The 17,146-nt window shown below is 44.7% G+C and carries 15 protein-coding genes; 10 read left to right on the top strand and 5 right to left on the bottom strand.

Annotated features, from left to right (window positions below; genetic code table 11):
- Both ACO08K_RS02380 and ACO08K_RS02375 read right to left on the bottom strand, forming a co-directional pair.
- Nucleotides 1–2,349 (bottom strand): TonB-dependent receptor, encoded by a 2,349-nt coding sequence (locus ACO08K_RS02380; RefSeq protein ID WP_421794789.1) that lies wholly within the window; start codon nt 2,347–2,349, stop codon nt 1–3.
- A 100-nt stretch (nt 2,350–2,449) separates the two neighbouring features.
- Nucleotides 2,450–3,385 carry a hypothetical protein gene (locus ACO08K_RS02375; RefSeq protein ID WP_421794788.1) on the bottom strand — a complete coding sequence of 312 codons (936 nt, stop codon included), beginning with the start codon at nt 3,383–3,385 and terminating at the stop codon, nt 2,450–2,452.
- Nucleotides 3,386–4,344: 959 nt separating this feature from the next.
- Between ACO08K_RS02375 and ACO08K_RS02370 the strand changes: the two genes are divergently transcribed.
- The 5 genes from ACO08K_RS02370 (at nt 4,345) to ACO08K_RS02350 (ending at nt 10,109) form a co-directional block, all read left to right on the top strand.
- On the top strand, nt 4,345–4,638 hold the full coding sequence (locus ACO08K_RS02370; RefSeq protein ID WP_421794787.1) for a nucleotidyltransferase family protein: 294 nt from the start codon (nt 4,345–4,347) through the stop codon (nt 4,636–4,638).
- Nucleotides 4,628–4,978 (top strand): DUF86 domain-containing protein, encoded by a 351-nt coding sequence (locus ACO08K_RS02365; protein ID WP_421794786.1) that lies wholly within the window; start codon nt 4,628–4,630, stop codon nt 4,976–4,978. The genes ACO08K_RS02370 and ACO08K_RS02365 overlap by 11 nt, the downstream gene beginning before the upstream one ends.
- 115 nt (nt 4,979–5,093) lie before the next feature.
- Nucleotides 5,094–5,453 carry a hypothetical protein gene (locus tag ACO08K_RS02360; protein WP_421794785.1) on the top strand — a complete coding sequence of 120 codons (360 nt, stop codon included), beginning with the start codon at nt 5,094–5,096 and terminating at the stop codon, nt 5,451–5,453.
- Between the two features lie 183 nt (nt 5,454–5,636).
- On the top strand, nt 5,637–8,147 hold the full coding sequence (locus tag ACO08K_RS02355; protein ID WP_421794784.1) for a PIG-L family deacetylase: 2,511 nt from the start codon (nt 5,637–5,639) through the stop codon (nt 8,145–8,147).
- A 216-nt stretch (nt 8,148–8,363) separates the two neighbouring features.
- Nucleotides 8,364–10,109 (top strand): sodium:solute symporter, encoded by a 1,746-nt coding sequence (locus ACO08K_RS02350; RefSeq protein WP_421794783.1) that lies wholly within the window; start codon nt 8,364–8,366, stop codon nt 10,107–10,109.
- A 30-nt stretch (nt 10,110–10,139) separates the two neighbouring features.
- Here the strand turns inward: ACO08K_RS02350 and ACO08K_RS02345 are convergent, their stop codons facing one another.
- Nucleotides 10,140–10,499 (bottom strand): response regulator, encoded by a 360-nt coding sequence (locus ACO08K_RS02345; protein WP_421794782.1) that lies wholly within the window; start codon nt 10,497–10,499, stop codon nt 10,140–10,142.
- A gap of 292 nt (nt 10,500–10,791) precedes the next feature.
- On the opposite strand from ACO08K_RS02345, the gene ACO08K_RS02340 reads away from it, so the two are divergent.
- The 3 genes from ACO08K_RS02340 to ACO08K_RS02330 all read left to right on the top strand — a co-directional run bounded on the left by ACO08K_RS02340 (nt 10,792) and on the right by ACO08K_RS02330 (nt 12,055).
- Complete coding sequence (locus ACO08K_RS02340) at nt 10,792–11,211, top strand: YtxH domain-containing protein (protein ID WP_421794781.1); 420 nt, start codon at nt 10,792–10,794, stop codon at nt 11,209–11,211.
- Between the two features lie 93 nt (nt 11,212–11,304).
- On the top strand, nt 11,305–11,682 hold the full coding sequence (locus tag ACO08K_RS02335) for a phage holin family protein (protein ID WP_421794780.1): 378 nt from the start codon (nt 11,305–11,307) through the stop codon (nt 11,680–11,682).
- A complete protein-coding gene (locus tag ACO08K_RS02330; RefSeq protein WP_421794779.1) occupies nt 11,666–12,055 on the top strand; it encodes a hypothetical protein in 390 nt (129 codons plus the stop codon). The genes ACO08K_RS02335 and ACO08K_RS02330 overlap by 17 nt, the downstream gene beginning before the upstream one ends.
- Here the strand turns inward: ACO08K_RS02330 and ACO08K_RS02325 are convergent.
- Both ACO08K_RS02325 and ACO08K_RS02320 read right to left on the bottom strand, forming a co-directional pair.
- Nucleotides 12,042–12,476 (bottom strand): response regulator, encoded by a 435-nt coding sequence (locus ACO08K_RS02325; RefSeq protein ID WP_421794778.1) that lies wholly within the window; start codon nt 12,474–12,476, stop codon nt 12,042–12,044. The two genes, ACO08K_RS02330 and ACO08K_RS02325, sit on opposite strands and share 14 nt — an antisense overlap.
- Nucleotides 12,477–12,494: 18 nt before the next feature.
- Nucleotides 12,495–13,898 (bottom strand): sensor histidine kinase, encoded by a 1,404-nt coding sequence (locus tag ACO08K_RS02320; protein WP_421794777.1) that lies wholly within the window; start codon nt 13,896–13,898, stop codon nt 12,495–12,497.
- Nucleotides 13,899–14,160: 262 nt separating this feature from the next.
- On the opposite strand from ACO08K_RS02320, the gene rpoN reads away from it, so the two are divergent.
- The gene (gene rpoN, locus ACO08K_RS02315) at nt 14,161–15,615 is read left to right on the top strand and encodes an RNA polymerase factor sigma-54 (protein ID WP_421794776.1); all 1,455 of its coding nucleotides are present in this window, start codon (nt 14,161–14,163) and stop codon (nt 15,613–15,615) included.
- 27 nt (nt 15,616–15,642) lie between these two features.
- Nucleotides 15,643–17,145 carry a sigma-54-dependent transcriptional regulator gene (locus tag ACO08K_RS02310; RefSeq protein ID WP_421794775.1) on the top strand — a complete coding sequence of 501 codons (1,503 nt, stop codon included), beginning with the start codon at nt 15,643–15,645 and terminating at the stop codon, nt 17,143–17,145.
- The last annotated feature ends 1 nt before the right edge of the window (nt 17,146 follow it).

Here is a 17,146-nt window from a genome sequence, read left to right as displayed (position 1 = left end):
TTAATATTTGATAGACCAGGTCAAATAAGGCAAAAATCTGAAAAGTGTACGTTGGAAAAAATACCCTCCAGTTACATCTCCATTGGAAGAGGTGTTTTTAACCTTGTAGTCGATGTAAAAGGGATTTTGACGCCCATAAGCATTGTACATCCCTAATGAAACAATGCTTTCGTGCCCTCTCTTTGTCGTTGTTGAATGAGAAAATCCTAAATCCAAGCGGTGATAATCAGGCATTCGAGCATTATTGCGGCCACTAAAAATAAAACTTGGATAAGAAGATTGATCTACTTGTAAAGTTTGCTGAATGCCTATTGGCATGGTGATAGCAAAACCAGTTTGATATTCAAACGTAGTAGAAAACTTCCATGCAGGATTAATTTGGTAGTTCATCACAATCGCTAAGTCATGTCGACGATCGTATCTAAAAGGGTACCAATTACCATCGTTCACACCTGGTGTTTGGCGATTCGATTTAGACCAAGTGTAAGATACCCAGCCATTCATTCGTCCTGAATTTTTACGAATGAAGCATTCTACGCCATAGGCAACCCCTTTGCCTTGCCCAATAACTAATGTCTGCCATGGGCGACCGCTAACCTCATAATAGTCTAATCCTCGTCGATAGTCGACTAGATTCGACATGTGCTTGTAATAAGTTTCAATTCCGCCTTCCCATACCGCATCCCAAGCTTTCCATAGATAACCCAATCCAAATTGTTGACTAAGCTCTGGTGAATAACCATCAGATGGAGGCGTCCAGATGTCATTTGGAAGCCCAGCGCCATTGGTTGAAAGCAAGTGTAAGGGTTGACTCATTCTACTCCATGAAGCTTGAATAGATTGTGCATTATCTTGCCAATTAAAACTCATCTTGAGCCGGGGTTCTAAGTAGGAATAATGTGTATCCTTGGTAAGAAAATAGTTGCTCAAGCGCAAGCCTGTTTCAATTACGAGGCCTGGAAATGGTCGAAATTGTTGGCTAAGGTAAACACCCAGATTGTTTAAAAAAGTGTTAGGGATATTAAACGTATCGACTAGCCCCAACTCTTCAAAAGGACCGCTGAATTGATTGAAATTAGGCCGAAGCCTTTGATTGGCTAAATCAACCCCTGTTTGAATTGAAAATGCCTCATTTATTTTCCAACTAAGGGTAGAGTGCCAAGCCCAATCACGGATATTCGAAGCGTTCAAAAATCTGGTTTCACTCTGTTGCTCTTGGACACGAGCCGAAAAATTGTATCGGTATTGATTGAAATTAAATACACTCTGTAAAAATGTATTACTACCCATTGCTTTGGTATATCGTAGAGCTGCAGTTGAGTTACCCCAGTTTAATCGGGTTTGACTCTGATCATCAGCAATTCTTGAAGTCAAAGCCCATGTGTCGTATCCATTAAAAAAACTAAAGGAAAGCTTTTCTCTTTCGCTCAGCTCAGTTGTAATCTTTACGTTTACATCATACATCCAATAGGAGAGAAACTCATTAATTTGACCACTTTTAAACTGTAAATACAAGGGTAGGGTTAACAAACTCAAATAAGAAGTACGGGCTGAGGCCATGTATGATGTCTTATTGCCTTTTAGAGGCCCTTCCATCAAATAGCGTGAACTGATTAATCCTACTGAAAGCTCCCGCTTATGTTCTTCACGATTTCCATCTTTCATCGTTACATCTACCACAGAAGACAACCTGCCCCCATAACGAGCTGGAAAACCATCTCTGATTAAACTCACGTTTTTTACTGCGTCAGGATTAAAAACGGATAAAAAGCCAAATAAATGAGCAGTGTTGTAAACGGTAGTCCCGTCCAATAAAATCAAATTCTGGCCTGGAGATCCTCCACGTACAAATAATCCAGCAGTCCCTTCCGCCCCCCCTTGTACACCTGGTGTAAGTTGAAGTGCGCGCATCACGTCCGTTTCACCCAAAAGGGCAGGAATTTGTTTAATCTGTTGAGCGCTCAGCGTAGTTATTCCAAATTGTTCTCGGGCATTTTGAGTATTTTCACCATAAATGGTCACTTCATCTAGTGTTACAGATTCTTGAAGAAAAAAGACTATAAATGTATCCTTTTTGGGAGATGGAATAATCATGCTTTGATAACCAATATAACTTATCACGATCGTATCTGGAAAGTTTCTATCTGAAGTTAAATTGAAATAACCATCTGTATTCGTGGCTACACCATGTGATTGCTGACTAAGCCATAGGTTTGCTCCGATGAGTGGCTCACCACTCTTTAAATCTTTAACATATCCTGAAGTATGAGTGGTATTTTGGGCAAGGCCAGCGTGGCTGAGTACGCTTTGAAAAAATATCAGTAAAGTGAAAATTTTCATTTTCCTCATAAAGTTCTCCTTAGTTTGAAAGGGATAGCTCAAACCTTAGCTGAACTATCCCTTGCTTAATGTAACGAAGTTTTGTTTAGACGAAATATCGGATTTCGTATTAATCTCCATTTAAAATACTACAACTGGCGACACCAGAAGTTCCCACCCTTGTGGATTCATGGCTTGAAGACATCTCAAAAGACACGTTGTTGCTACTTGCATACCCTGAGCATAAGACTGCTCCAACCTGGCTTTCATTTTCTAAATAGTTAGAGTTAGAAGTTGGAGGACAATCATCAGTCCAACCTCCGCAAGAAACGGAGATTGCAGCAACATCTTCTTGAGACCAAATTCCTAAAAAGCCTCTTTTATAATGAGTACTACTGGCTGAAAAAACAAAGAAATTTCCAGGCGCATATTCAATTCCATTTCTCCCTTTCAATTTCCTTTTATTATTGTCGTAATAACTCTCACAGTCTTCAACATTGTTTCTTAATTCAGGTGAACCAGCATTGTGACTTGTTGAGATGACATGATCTCTAATCTTTACACCGGGTATGTCAAGTATTTGATCTACCATGTTTATGTGGCGGCTATGAAAAGAAAAAAGCTTCTCTCTTGTAACCTTATAAAGACTGTCTCCAATTTGGAATATCCCATTTGCATTACAAATATGGGGATAGAAAACACCATATGAATTTTTATCTAAATAAGTATCACTGCCTTCTCTCCACATTGTAAGAATATTCTTATGTTCGTCAAGTAGCTTATTCAAAGAAGCTTTGTCACTGAAATTGAGATCAATAGACTCGAATGCTTCTTGAAAGGATGTGAAACCCTCTAAATTTGCCAATTGCTTCGCTTCATTCTTGCTTGTTGAAAATTTCTGTACCCATTGATGTAAATCTTCCATTTTCTTAAAAACCAGACGTCCATCCTGTACATTAATCGAAGATGAAGTTTTTACTCCATTTGAAAGATTGCTTTCTTTCTCACAAGCTAGCCCAATAAAGAATAAGGCCAACAAAAGAGCGGTTGTTAACTTTTTCATCATACATTTGTTTTTTTAAATTCACATTTGGTGCTTGCTGTGAGTTTTGCAAAACAGTAAGCACTTTTTCTATCATGCTACTTTTTTGGAAGAAGCATGATCAACAATTCAAAGTTACTGTGCCCACTTGCAAAAATTTTGCAAGTGAAATTTTTTCTGAAAAAAAACTTTAATCATCACGCCTCACTATTTTCAACAAGCCACTGAAATCCAGACTAGTCTCATTCATATAGTAATAACTTTGTCTGGATTTACAATACTCGATCTCTGCACCTAATTCTTTTAGGGCATCCAATAAATAGTAAACATGGCGAGGGCATATTCCCAAACGCCGAGCCAAAGCCTGATAATTTCCAGTACCCTTGCGTTGAATCAGATTGTTTAGACGATCCAATAATTGTAACTGATCAATGAACTTCATAACTATTAGGTGTGATTTGTTTAATCTAAAATCTGAACAATCAATGATTTGTATTTAGCAAATAATAAAAGCGCAGAAAGAATAAGTCTAGCTGACTTTCCTTTCTAAAGATAATAGTTCCCTCTTTCGTTTTTGATTTTGTCACAATACAACGTAAAAGTAATGAAAAAAAAAATGCGACTCCAAATATTAACAATGAAATTTCGGTCAAAAAAAACTTTTGGCTTTTACCACATTGCTTTGACCTCACCGCAATGCCTTGCTGTGAGCAGAGTGTGCTGCCCGCTATAGGCTGGCGAATGTGGAAGAGGTAAGAGGGCTGTTGGCGGAGTTGGTGACGGCGGGGTTTTAGGGCGTTCGTACTGCTCCGTAAAGAGGCAATTGTTTAGATTTCAGACAAAAAAATCATTTTTTCTGTCTGAAACCTGGTTTCAAAAACATGTTTCAGACAAAATTATTCATTTTTTTGTCTGAGTTGGGTCAAAGGAATACTTGTATAAGCCCCTAAAAAAGCCTAATTTTATCCAGTCAAACGCTAAAAATGTACCTCAACGACCAACAAGTGCAAACCATTCGCCACTATTTTAAAGACAAGCCTGTCTTGAAGGCTTATCTATTTGGTTCGTTTGTACGAGGGGAAGCGGAAGAAAAAAGTGACGTGGATATTTTAGTTGAACTCGATTACACACAACCTGTGGGTCTTGAGTTTGTAGGCATGAAATTAGACCTTGAAGACCTATTGGGTCGTGAAGTGGATTTGGTGTCGTCGAGAGGGCTTTCAGAGTTTATTGGCCCGGCAATTCATCAAGAAAAAAAGTTGATTTATGCCCGATAGGTTTGGAGATAAAGGGCGGATGGAGCACATGCTTAAAGCCATAAAAACCATAGAGTCCTACACTCAAAAAATCACCTTTGAACAGTTTCAACAAGATAACATGCGCTTAGATGCCTGCATTAGGCAGCTAGGTATTGTGGGAGAAGCCGCAAATCGGATTTCTCCAGATTTAATAACTGAGTATCCCAATGTACCCTGGCGTCAAATTATTGGTCTGCGAAATGTTCTGATTCATGAGTATTTCGGAGTTGATGACAAAAGCATTTGGGATATTATTACAGTGAACCTTCCTCCTTTGAAAGAGAATTTGCAAGAAATTTTGTCGGAGCTTCGTGCTTAATGGCGGCATTTTAGATTTTAGCCCTTGGTCCACATTATTATTGAATCAATTTTTTACATTTGGAAATACAATCACCTGGCTGCTTGGCACCCTTGTCACCTTAAAACCACATCATATGAGCAAAGCAGCAAAAACCATTTTTTACTTTGGCATTTACCTGGCCGGTCTGGGACTTACCCTCCTTATTGTTCCCAATATGTTATTAAACGTTTTTAAAGTACCAACAACCTCCGAAGTATGGATTCGGGTGGTGGGCATGTTGGTGCTTTTCCTGGCTTATTATTATTTGCAGTCGGCCAAGTCTGATTTGATTACCTTTTTTCGCATGACGGTCGTTTCTCGCCTGACTGTGATCCTGTTTTTTGGCGCTTTTGTACTCTTAAAAATGGCTTCGCCAAATATTATCCTTTTTGGGATTGTGGATTTGTTGGGTGCCTTATGGACCCGCCAGTCTTTGCCAAAAAGGAAAAAATAAACGGCATCTGAATGAAAGGGAGCCTGTTATTCCCTCGGTTTCCTTTCCCAAATCATGCCTTTACATCCCATTTTCCCCTCATACGCACTCAAAACGACTCAATACCCATCTTTCGCAAACTTTCTGCGCTGCAAAATGTATATTTGTCGCACTCGATTTTACCGCAACAAAACCGAATCACCTATGCAGCGTTGGAGTATACTTTTTTTTCTTTTGGTATTGACCCTTCCATTCACTTCCACTCGTGCCCAGGCACCCAAACGTTACAGCTCCGGGGAAATTTACGAAGCCATCAAGAAGCTGAATTTTTTAGGTTCAGCGCTTTACATTGCGGCACACCCCGATGATGAAAATACCCTGTTCATTTCATATCTGGCCAATGAGCGCAAAGCCAATGTGGCGTACCTGTCACTTACCAGAGGAGATGGGGGGCAAAACCTGATTGGCCCTGAAATTCGCGAGTTATTGGGCTTATTGCGTACTCAGGAGTTATTGGCTGCCCGCCGAATTGATGGGGGCAAGCAGCTATTCACCCGCGCCAACGATTTTGGGTTTTCCAAAAATCCTGCCGAAACTTTCCAAACCTGGGACCGCAACGATGTTTTGGGCGACGTTGTATGGGCTATTCGCCAATGGCAACCCGACGTGATCATCAATCGGTTTGACCACCGCACGGCAGGCACCACCCACGGCCACCACACGGCTTCCGCAGTCCTTTCGGTAGAGGCTTTTGACTTGGCCAACAACCCCCAGGCTTACCCTGAGCAATTGGCTTACGTTAAGCCCTGGCAACCCCGCCGTACCTTTTTCAACATCTCCTGGTTTTTCTTTGGTAGCCGCGCTGCTTTTGACAAAGCCGATAAATCCAAACTATTCAGTGTAGAAGCTGGAGGATATTTCCCCAATCTGGGCAAATCCAATACCGAAATTGCTGCTGAAAGCCGTAGTTCGCACCGTTGCCAGGGCTTTGGCTCCATGGGCACCCGGGGTACCAGTTTGGAGTACTTCGAATTCATCAAAGGCGACGAACCCAAAAGTAAAACCGACCTCTTTGAAGGCATCAATACCACTTGGACTCGCGTACCAGGTGGGGCGCCCATCGGAGCCATCCTGGCGGCAGTACAAGCCAAATTCCGCTTCGACAATCCAGCGGCGAGTGTAACAGAACTAATCAAAGCGTATCAATTGATTGAAAAACTGCCCGACGGCTATTGGAAAAGGGTGAAATTGGTGGAAATCAAAGACGTGATCAAAGCCTGTTTGGGCCTTTACCACGAAACAGCTACTGCCGATTATTCCGCTGCACCTGGCGACGAAATGACCATTCGTACCGAGGTCATCAACCGCAGTCCGGCCATTGTAGTGTTGGACAAAGTGAGCATCGATCCGATCGGGTTGGATACCGTATTCAACAAGCCACTGACCAACAACCAGGGACTGATCTGGCCGCGTAAAGTGCGCCTTAACAAAGACATGGCTTATACCAGTGCCTATTGGCTGACTGAGCCCGGTACAACGGGCATGTACGCAGTGAAAGATCAACAAATGCGGGGCAAACCCGAAACGCAACGCGCTTTCAAGGCCCGTTACCACTATAAAATCGCGGGGGTTCCCATCGTCTACGAAACGGACATTGTGTACAAAGATGCAGATCCGGCCAAAGGAGAAATTTACCGGCCTTTCGAAATTATTCCTCCCGTGTTTACCAAAGTGACTGAAAAAGTATTGGTCTTCGCCGACAACGCTGCCAAACCAGTTGGTATACAAGTAAAAGCCGGGAAAGGAAACATCAGCGGAACCCTCAAATTGGGTGTGCCGAGTGGCTGGAAAGTGGAACCGGCTGAGGCCAGTTTCAGCATTGCCAAAAAAGGAGACGAAAAGAGCATCAAATTTATGGTCACGCCTCCATCAGGGGCCAGCGAAGGTAAAATTTTCCCGGTAGCGACCATTGATGGGCAGAATTACAGCAAGGAAATGCTCGAAATCAAATACGACCATATTCCGGCCCAAACCGTGTTGCTTAATGCCGAAGCCAAAGTAGCCCATATCGAGTTGAAAAAAGCGGGGCAATTATTGGGTTATGTAGCTGGGGCAGGAGATGACATTCCCGCCAGCTTGCAGCAGATCGGCTACAAAGTAGACATGCTGGGTGAAAAAGACCTCACTCCGGAAAACCTCGCCAAGTACGACGCAGTGATCATGGGAGTTCGGGCCTACAACACCATCGATGCCCTTGCTTACCGGCAAAGCAATTTGATGGAGTACGTCCGCAAAGGGGGAACCATGATTGTACAGTACAACACCAATTTTGAATACAAAGTGGAAGCCAATGAACTGGCGCCCTACAAGTTGAGTGTATCCCGCGACAGGGTAACCGATGAAAATGCCGAGGTTCGGTTCCTCAAGCCTGAGCACAAGATTTTGAATCAACCCAATAAGATTACTGCTCAGGACTTCAGCGGTTGGGTACAAGAACGTGGCTTGTATTTCCCGAACGATTGGGACAAAACGAATTTTGATGCCATCCTCTCCTCCAATGACCCCGGTGAACCCGCCCGCGATGGTGGTTTGTTGGTGGCTAAATATGGATCGGGGTATTACATCTATACGGGGTATTCCTGGTTCCGGCAGTTGCCTGCGGGAGTGCCCGGGGCGTTCCGGCTTTTTGCGAATATGATTTCGATTGGGAAATAAAGGAATGAGGAACATTTGAATCCAATCCGGCACTTCGGCTCCGCTCAGTGACCGGATTGGACTCAAATGTTCCTCATTCCTTTAAACCTTACAAATATGCTCGATAGACCACCTTTTTTCAAGTCCTGGAATCAAGTTTATTTCCTGGTCTTTGTATTCAATGCAGTATTGATTGTGTTGTTTTATTGTATTACTCGATTATTTGCCTGACAACCTATGAATTGGATCGATTGGCTAGTCATGCTGGCCACCCTCATTGGAATCGCAGCTTACGGAATTTGGAGAACCCGTCACATCCGTTCTTCGGAAACCCACATGCGCGGCAGCGATGACCTGAATTGGATGGTCATTGGCTTCAACATCATGGCTACCCAGGCCAGTGCGGTTACTTTTCTCTCCTTGCCTGGCCAGGCTTACGAAGATGGCATGCGCTTTGTGCAGTTTTATTTTGGTCTGCCCCTGGCGATGATCTTTTTGAGCATTTTTGTCATTCCATACTACTATAAGCTCAAAATATACACCGCTTATGAATACCTGGAAAATCGTTTTGGCGTAAATACCCGGGTGTTTACCGCGCTTTTGTTTTTGTTGCAACGGGGCTTTTCCACGGGTTTGTCCTTTTTTGCCCCTTCCATTGTAATGTCGCAGCTACTGGGTTGGTCGCTGAATTTCACCATCCTGTTTATTGCAGGCTTGATTCTGGCCTATACCTACGTCGGTGGTTACAAAGCAGTGAGTTACACCCAAACCTTGCAGTTTTCGGTGATTTGGCTGGGGCTGTTTTTGGCAGCCGGGATCGTCTTTTTCCAATTGCCTCCCGATGTGCATTTCACTGATGCCTTGAGCATTGCCGGTAAAATGGGCAAAGTCAATCTGGTGGATTTTGAATTTGATTTATCCAATCGATATAATTTTTGGTCGGGCATCATTGGGGGGGCCTTCCTGGCCATTTCCTATTTTGGCACCGACCAGTCACAGGTTGCCCGCTATTTGGGCGGTAAATCCCTGGCTGAGGGGCGTTTGGGGCTGATGCTCAACGCCATGATCAAAGTGCCCATGCAATTCCTGATCCTCGGGGTAGGGGTGTTGGTCTTCGTGTTTTACTTGTTTAATCAAGCTCCCTTGCACTTCAACGCGAATAACGTGAATCGCCTGAGTGGCAGCGCAGCGGAGCAGTATCAGGGCTTGGAAACCCAGCAGAAATTAGTCTTTGAACAACGGCGTACTGCAGTTGAGCAAATGATGCAAGCCATGCGGAGTGGAGATGATGAAGGCACTGCTACGGCAAAGGCGGAAGTAGAAACCTTACACGCCACGGAATTGCAGTTGCGGGAAGATGCCAAAGCCTTGATTAAAGACCATGTGCCCGATGCGGCTACCAAAGATACCGACTACGTTTTTATCTCTTATGTGTTGAAGTACATGCCCATCGGGATGATTGGTTTGTTGCTGGCCATGATTTTGGCTGCTGCCTGCTCCTCGGGTGCCTCGGCCATCAATGCCCTGGCCACCACTACGGTGATCGACATCTACCAGCGCTTGTACAAACCGGAGGCGAGTGATCGCCATTATTTGCGCATGTCCAAGTTTTTTGTGGCAGGCTGGTGTTTGATTTCCCTGGCTTTTGCCTTTTCCGCTCAGTTGTTCGACAATCTGATCCAGGCGGTCAACATCATTGGTTCTATCTTTTACGGCGTCATCCTCGGGGTGTTCCTGGCTGCCTTTTTCCAGCCTAAAGTAAAAGGGCGGGCCGTGTTCATTGCCGCTATTTTGACCCAAATCATCGTCATCGTGGTGTACGTGCTCAGTGAGTACAAAATTGACTTGAACCTGTTTGGGCTGGTTATTCCAGTGCGCGTGGCGTATTTGTGGTTGAACTTGATCGGGTGTTTGTTGGTGATGGGGATTGCGGGGTTGTTGCAGGGGGTATTTCCGGAAAAAGACAAGCCAATTGTTGAATAAACTTATAGTGGAGGTAGGGGAATATTGCTTCTACCTCCGCATCACTTCCCGCATCACCCCCAAGTCCAACGGCTTTCCCAAAAAAACATCCGCCCCCGCCACTATGGCCTCCTGGTACAAATCCATTGCACTGAACAAAATGACGTACATCTTCGGGTTGATGGATTTGAATTTTTTGACAAATTCCAGCCCCAGGCCATCCGGCAGATTGTTGTCCAGCAATAGGATATCCGGCCTCAGGCGTTCAGCTACCTGTAGGGCGTCCTTGAGTAAATAGGCAGTCTCTACCGTTTTAAATTCCCGCCGAAAACTGCGCTTTAAAAGCAGACATACATCTTCTTCGTCATCAACAATGAGTAAACTTCTCTGGTCTTCCATGGGTACTTGCATCTAATAGACCTTGTGTGTTCAGGCAGTCTAATCATCCTTTATTATCAAAAGTCATTCCAGCGTTGATTTGATGAAAATACAACAATGAGGGCAAAATCAAGCCCATTTTTGGGACTATTCTTCCCAATGAGGTCGATTTTCCACACTTTTCTACATAACGCCCAAGCTTTACCACACTTTATACCTGGCATGATATTCTTGGTAGATTAGTCGTAAGCAAGCTAAACGAGCAGGTCATTTTAATGACTTTGTACAAACCTTGCCCTTATTGTTCACACAAAATCTCCATATCATGTCCAACAAAAATCTGTTAATGTCCTTTATCACTGGTGCTGCAACCGGTGCGGTTTTGGGAATTCTTTTTGCGCCAGCTTCCGGCGAAGTAACCCGCAAAAAAATCGTGAAAGCAAAACAAGATTCGGCAGAATACCTGGAAGAATTGGTTGAGGAAGGCAAAAAGAGCTGGTACAAAACCAAAGGTAAGGTAGAATCAGGTGCCGGAGTTGCCGCACATGAACTGAACGATTTCATCAGTCACATCCTTAAAACAGGAGAAAGCTGGTGGACGAAATCCAAAAACAGAACATCAAACCTGGTAGACGAAGCCGAAAACACCCTGGAAGAAATTGCCAAAGACGGCAAAAAAGGTGCAAACCAGGTGGTCAAAGAAGGCCGCTCCACTGTCAATGAGATTCAAAATCATTTTTCCTAATTGATACGCGAGGATATTTCATCATTTTGAGTGCGTTGTTGCCAGGGGCTGTGCCCCCGGCAATTTTTTTATAGCCCATAAAAACAATTCTCTATGGAAGCTGCTACGGAAGAAAAAAAAGCCCACCTCGAAATGTTGTCCCATCACGTATTGGACTACCTGGACACCCGGAGGGACTTGTTCATCCTGTCTTTGATCGAAAAGGGATTGTCGGTCTCCTCCAGCATCATCTCGACTGCAGTTTGGGGATTTTTTGGCATCATGATCCTCCTGTTTTTAGGGCTGGGAAGCGCGATTTACCTGGGTAATTTGCTGAACCATCCGGCAATCGGGTACTTTTTGGTGGCGGGTGTTTTTTTGATTATTGCGGGTTTGACCATAGCCTTGGTCCGCAGTTATGTTCGCCAATTGTTGACCCAATCAGTATTAAAGTTAATCCAAGAAAACCAGCTCGATGAAAGTGATTCCTGAATTACAAGCCGAACGCCAGCGCTTGTTGAATCGCCTGGATGATCAAACCCTGGCCATTAAACAAGAGATAGAAGGCATCAAAAACCAGTTGCAACCACTAGAATTGCTCGAAACAGCCATAGAACAGGTTACTGAATCTGTGCAAGACAGTCAACTAACCGCACAATTGACCAAACTGGCGATCAGCGCATTGCCGATTCAGTGGTCGAAGCACCCAGCCGTGGCTACAGGGGTTCGCTTGGCTATGCCCTGGATGCTGGAAAAATTGAGCGATGTAAAGGATGCATTGGGACAGGTGATTTCCTGGGATGGGGTCCAGGAAACGCTGATGGATACTGTAGCGGGTGTACAGCGCGCTTTTAAACAAACGTAACTACGTCAAACCAGTACTTTCCCAGAATCCTGGTCACCTCCACCAAATTACTGAAAGAAGAAGGTTTGGAAATAAAGGAACTTGCCCCCAAACTATAGGATTTGCGTACATGTTCCGGCGATTTTGAAGTCGTCAGAATCACGACTGGGATGTGTTTGAACGCCGGCGATTGTTTAAGTTCGTTCAACACTTGCCAGCCATTTTTCTTTGGCATGTTTAAATCCAGCAAAATCAGGTCGGGCAATTGTTCGGTGCTGGCATCCGGCTGCCCCTGTTTGTCCAGGTAACTGAAGATTTCATCTCCATCGGAGACATAATCCAGGCGGCAAGGGGTTTCACTTTCCTCAAATGCTGTTTGCAGCAGGTAACGATCATCGGGATCGTCATCGACGAGCAGGATGCAGAAGGTTTTTTTGGGCATGCGCTTTGGTTTATTGGGTTACAGCGGGAAAAAAAGAGAAAAAGTACTTCCGCGGTTGAGTTCACTTTTTACAGCAATATAACCATTGTGGTTCAGCATGATTTTTCTACAAATAGCCAATCCAATTCCAGTTCCAGGCATTTCTTTGTCCTTATGTAAACGTTGGAAAAGCTCAAAGATTACGCCCATATGTTTTTTGTCTATGCCAATGCCGTTGTCTGTAAAATTGATCCGATAGAAAGTATAATCGTGATCGCTATCTTCTACTCCAGGAATTTCAAAACCTGCCACCTGAGATGAACTTAGCTGGATGCGTAGAGGTTCATCCGCTCGTGCAAACTTGAGGCTATTGCTCATCAGATGGGTAAACAGCAAATGCAACTGAATGGGGTTGCCCTCGACATTGGGGAGATCTTCGGCTAATTCAACCTGGGCAGATAGTTGAGCAATTTCATCGGCATGTTCCTGCTGAACTTTTTGCAAAATATGGGCAACTGAAATTTCGCTGAAGGTTTGTTGTTCTTCAGCTTTGCCAAGTGTGGTATAAGCAGTTAAATCCTGAATTAAATCACTGATTTCAACTGCAGCCGCACTGAGTTTTTGGACTATAAATTGCACCTCTTCCGGTAATTCATCCCGGTGTTTTTGTTGCAATCGATCGCTGAAAATATTGAGCTTGCGCAATGGTTCTTGAAGATGATGGACGCTGACAAAGTTGAAGTCATCAAGTTGAGCGTGGCTGCGTTGTAACTCACTCAGGTTGCGCAAGAGCAGTTTTTCTGTTTTTAGCCTTCGAAACAGTTCTTGCACCATCTTGAAAAAAGTCCCTGCAAACAAAGCCAGACTCAAGCCAAAGGAAAGCACCAGTGCAATGGTGGAGCGCAGCGCAAATTTGACTTTGTACAAATTCAAACGTGGCATTTCGCTCGATTCCCGGTCTTTCATTTTGCCAATCAATACCCGTACGGTGTCCATGGTCGCTTTCCCCCGACGCATGTAAATGGTTTTTAAATGAGGATTGACCTGAGGTGGAGCCAAGGCTGCACTGAGCGCTTTGCGGGCGTAATAAATGCGTTTTTGTACCAATAAATGCAATTTACCCGCCCTTTGCTGTTGGGCTTTCGTGTCTGGAAGTAAGGAATCGAGGCAGTACAATTCCAGTGGCAATGCCACAACTGCATTTTCAAAAGGGGTAAAAAAAGAAGAATCGCGGGTAAGGATGAAACCTCGTTGGCCTACTTCAATGTCCTTAAGCAAAGAGAGTACGTTTCCGGTACTTTGTAAAATTTGGTAATTGTGCTCCAGGATTTGGGTCGCCTTGTTCCAGTTCTGAAAGGTACGGTACCAATAAGCCCCAACTCCTGCCAGAAGCAGGATGGAAGCAAAAAATCCAATAAAAAGGTAAACCAGCGAAGGCCTCATTCAATCAGGGAATAAGATCTGCGAAACCAAACTTGTACATCGCTTCTAAAACTACGACGGGAGTATGAGAAATATTGGAAATAGGTCGTTTTATTTCTAAAAAAATAAAAGTGCTACTATCAATTGAGACAAGTAAAGCTCAAAATCAAGAGCGACCCACTTTTATTTTTGCAAAATTCCCCAGAATGTAGAATTTATTGCACAAAAATACTCAACTTGGGGTGTGCACTAACCTTGGCATGCTTTTTTTATTTGTGTAAGTATGCTACGTCAAAACCAACACTTCAGCCAAAAGCAGTTGCTCAAACTGTCGCCACAGCAAATTCAGCTGCTGAATTTTATCCAATTCAATGCCCTCGAATTGGAACAGAAAATTCATGACGAATTGGAAGACAACCCGGTGTTGGAAGGCAATACCACCAATGCAAGCCTCAATGCCGAAACTGGAGGCGCTGCGGAAACGGATACCCGCATCGATGACGAGCGCGGCGGATTCCTGGAAGGGTATCAACAGGAGGATTTTATCCCTGATTACCGGGCCAGAGCTGAAGAAAAATCGACTCCGGAATTCCCTTTTTTGGGCAACCTGGTAGAACAAAACGATTTTCGCGAAGCATTGCGCCAGCAATTGACAATGCTCTCCTTATCCGAACGAGCCTTACTCTTGGCTCATTATCTGATCGACAATCTGGAAGACGACGGTTACCTACGCATTTCGCTGGAAGACATTCAGGACAACCTTGCTTTTTCCCAACAACTGTACGCAACGGAAGATGAATTGCTGGAACAATTGGAAACCCTGCAATCACTCGAACCCATCGGAGTAGGAGCCCGGGATTTGCGCGAATGCCTTTTGTTGCAGATTGAAAACAAACCTAGTCAAACCCCTTACATCCATTGCGCCTGGAAAATTGTCAATGCCCATTTGGAAGATTTGGCTGTACACAATTACGACCACATTAAATCGACCTTGCGCATCAGCGGTGATGAACTCCAGCACGCCATAGACCTGATCACCAAACTAAATCCCAAACCCGTAGGTGACAGCGGTGCGCAGCTGTACAAAAACCAGAACATCATCCCGGAGTTTTTGGTCGAACAAAATGAAGCAGGGCTGTTTAGCATCTCTTTGATGAAGGGGAATACTGAACTCCGCTTGAGCAGTGCCATGATGGATAAGTTGGAACAATTGCGCAAGGCCAGGCGCCAGGGGGCTGAAAAAGATAACCACAGTTTCCTGAAATCAAAGATGGATGCGGCGGTATGGTTTATCGAAATGATCAAAATGCGGGAAAACTCTATGCTTCGTTCCATGCAAAGCATTGTACAACTCCAGCCCGAATATTTTCAAAGTGGAGACCCCAAACAGTTGCGACCAATGGGTTTAAAGGACATCGCAGCCATAACCGGTTTTGATGTATCGACCATTTCCCGCGTAACCAGCACCAAATATGCCCAAACGGATTTTGGCGTTGTACACCTCAAATCCCTGTTCAACCAGGGAATCGCCAATGCCGATGGAGACCTGGTGACCAACAAAGAAATCATGGATGCCCTCTCCTCTATTGTTGCCCAAGAAGACAAAAGTAACCCCGTTTCAGACCAGGAGATTGTAGCAAAACTGGCCACCAAGGGGTATGTGCTGGCCCGTAGAACGGTGGCCAAGTACCGCGAAATTTTACATTTACCCGCTGCTAAAATGCGCAAGAGGCAATAAAAAATTTGCCCGACTAATCAAAAGAGTATGAGCCAAGCAAAAATATTGACCATCGACGACGATTTGGATTTGTGTCTGCTCTTGCAGCGCTTCCTGACGCGTAAAGGCTATGAAGTAGTCACGGCCCACAGCGGCGCGGCGGGTATAGCAGCCGCTAAAGCCCAGGTATTCGATCTGGCCATTACTGATTTTCGTTTGGGCGATATGGAAGGCAGCCAAATTCTGGCACATTTTCGCGAGCATCACTCGAATCTGCCTGTATTGGTGATGACGGGGTATTCCGATATCCGCACTGCCGTCAATGTTATGAAACTAGGCGCCCTGGATTACATCACCAAACCCATTGTGCCGGATGAAATCCTGCTGAGCATTCAACGCGCCTTGGATTCGCCCAAAGCACAAGCACAGCCAGAATCGGAAACCCCAGTAGAGGACACCGTAGCCATAAAAACGACCAAAAGTCGCCCCACTCCACAGGGCTACATCATTGGGCAAAGCCCCATGGCGCAAGGCCTGTACAAACAAATTGACCTGGTTGCACCAACCAATTACAGCGTGATCATTTATGGCGAAAGTGGCTCAGGCAAAGAATCTGCAGCCCGGATGATCCACGACCGCAGCCCCCGCAAAAACCAGCCCTTTGTCGCCATGGATTGTGGGGCCATTTCCAGAGATTTGGCCAATAGCGAATTGTTCGGGCATGAAAAAGGGGCTTTTACTGGGGCACTTCAAACCAAAATCGGGCATTTTGAAATGGCCAATGGAGGCACCTTATTTTTAGATGAAGTAGCAAACCTGCCTTACGATGTACAGGTTTCCTTGTTGCGGGTAGTGCAGGAACGGAAGGTGAAACGCATTGGTGGAACCAAGGAAATTAGCCTGGATGTTCGCATCATCGTAGCCAGCAACGAGCGTTTGTTGGAAGCGAGTAAAAATGGAAAATTCCGCGAAGACCTTTTCCACCGCTTCAATGAATTCAGCATTGAGATGCCCTCTTTGCGCGAACGGCGGGAAGACGTCATTGTGTTTGCGCAACAGTTCTTGCAACAAACCTCAGCAGAACTTCAGCGCAACATTACTGGATTTACCCCCGAAGTGGAGCAACTTTTTTTGAACTACCCCTGGTATGGCAACATTCGGGAACTTAAAAATGTGATCAAACGGGCCACCTTGTTGAGTGATGGCCCCTGGGTGGAAGCCAAATGCCTGCCTTTTGAAATTACCCACTATGCGCGCCTGGGCCTGGAGGACAAAGTAGAAACTGGCGCTTCCTTGACAGAACGCCAGGCGGGCAACCAAAAGGATGAAGCACTTCCCCTCGAAGCCCCAAATTTGAGTGCTTTACCGCTTCCAGAAGCGACGTCGATTCCTGCACATACTGACCTGAAATCCATTGCCCAAGGCGCCGAATACCAAATGATCATGCAGGTGCTTTATCAAACCCGTTTCAATAAAAGCAAAGCAGCCCAGTTGTTGGGGGTCGATCGAAAGACCTTATACAACAAGCTGAAAATGTACAACATCAAATAGT

Source organism: Haliscomenobacter sp., from assembly GCF_965225875.1.
Classification (GTDB): domain Bacteria; phylum Bacteroidota; class Bacteroidia; order Chitinophagales; family Saprospiraceae; genus Haliscomenobacter.
Note: the sequence above shows the minus strand (reverse complement) of the source record. Positions and strands in the feature narration are given on the sequence as shown.

Bases quoted from the DNA above. Each gene is read 5' to 3' on its own strand.
- ACO08K_RS02375 (WP_421794788.1), bottom strand. From the start codon at position 3,385: ATGATGAAAAAGTTAACAACCGCTCTTTTGTTGGCCTTATTCTTTATT.
- ACO08K_RS02345 (WP_421794782.1), bottom strand. From the start codon at position 10,499: ATGCAAGTACCCATGGAAGACCAGAGAAGTTTACTCATTGTTGATGAC.
- ACO08K_RS02310 (WP_421794775.1), top strand. From the start codon at position 15,643: ATGAGCCAAGCAAAAATATTGACCATCGACGACGATTTGGATTTGTGT.
- ACO08K_RS02380 (WP_421794789.1), bottom strand. From the start codon at position 2,349: ATGAGGAAAATGAAAATTTTCACTTTACTGATATTTTTTCAAAGCGTA.
- ACO08K_RS02350 (WP_421794783.1), top strand. From the start codon at position 8,364: ATGAATTGGATCGATTGGCTAGTCATGCTGGCCACCCTCATTGGAATC.
- ACO08K_RS02355 (WP_421794784.1), top strand. From the start codon at position 5,637: ATGCAGCGTTGGAGTATACTTTTTTTTCTTTTGGTATTGACCCTTCCA.
- ACO08K_RS02330 (WP_421794779.1), top strand. From the start codon at position 11,666: ATGAAAGTGATTCCTGAATTACAAGCCGAACGCCAGCGCTTGTTGAAT.
- ACO08K_RS02335 (WP_421794780.1), top strand. From the start codon at position 11,305: ATGGAAGCTGCTACGGAAGAAAAAAAAGCCCACCTCGAAATGTTGTCC.
- ACO08K_RS02360 (WP_421794785.1), top strand. From the start codon at position 5,094: ATGAGCAAAGCAGCAAAAACCATTTTTTACTTTGGCATTTACCTGGCC.
- ACO08K_RS02370 (WP_421794787.1), top strand. From the start codon at position 4,345: ATGTACCTCAACGACCAACAAGTGCAAACCATTCGCCACTATTTTAAA.
- rpoN (WP_421794776.1), top strand. From the start codon at position 14,161: ATGCTACGTCAAAACCAACACTTCAGCCAAAAGCAGTTGCTCAAACTG.
- ACO08K_RS02320 (WP_421794777.1), bottom strand. From the start codon at position 13,898: ATGAGGCCTTCGCTGGTTTACCTTTTTATTGGATTTTTTGCTTCCATC.
- ACO08K_RS02325 (WP_421794778.1), bottom strand. From the start codon at position 12,476: ATGCCCAAAAAAACCTTCTGCATCCTGCTCGTCGATGACGATCCCGAT.
- ACO08K_RS02365 (WP_421794786.1), top strand. From the start codon at position 4,628: ATGCCCGATAGGTTTGGAGATAAAGGGCGGATGGAGCACATGCTTAAA.
- ACO08K_RS02340 (WP_421794781.1), top strand. From the start codon at position 10,792: ATGTCCAACAAAAATCTGTTAATGTCCTTTATCACTGGTGCTGCAACC.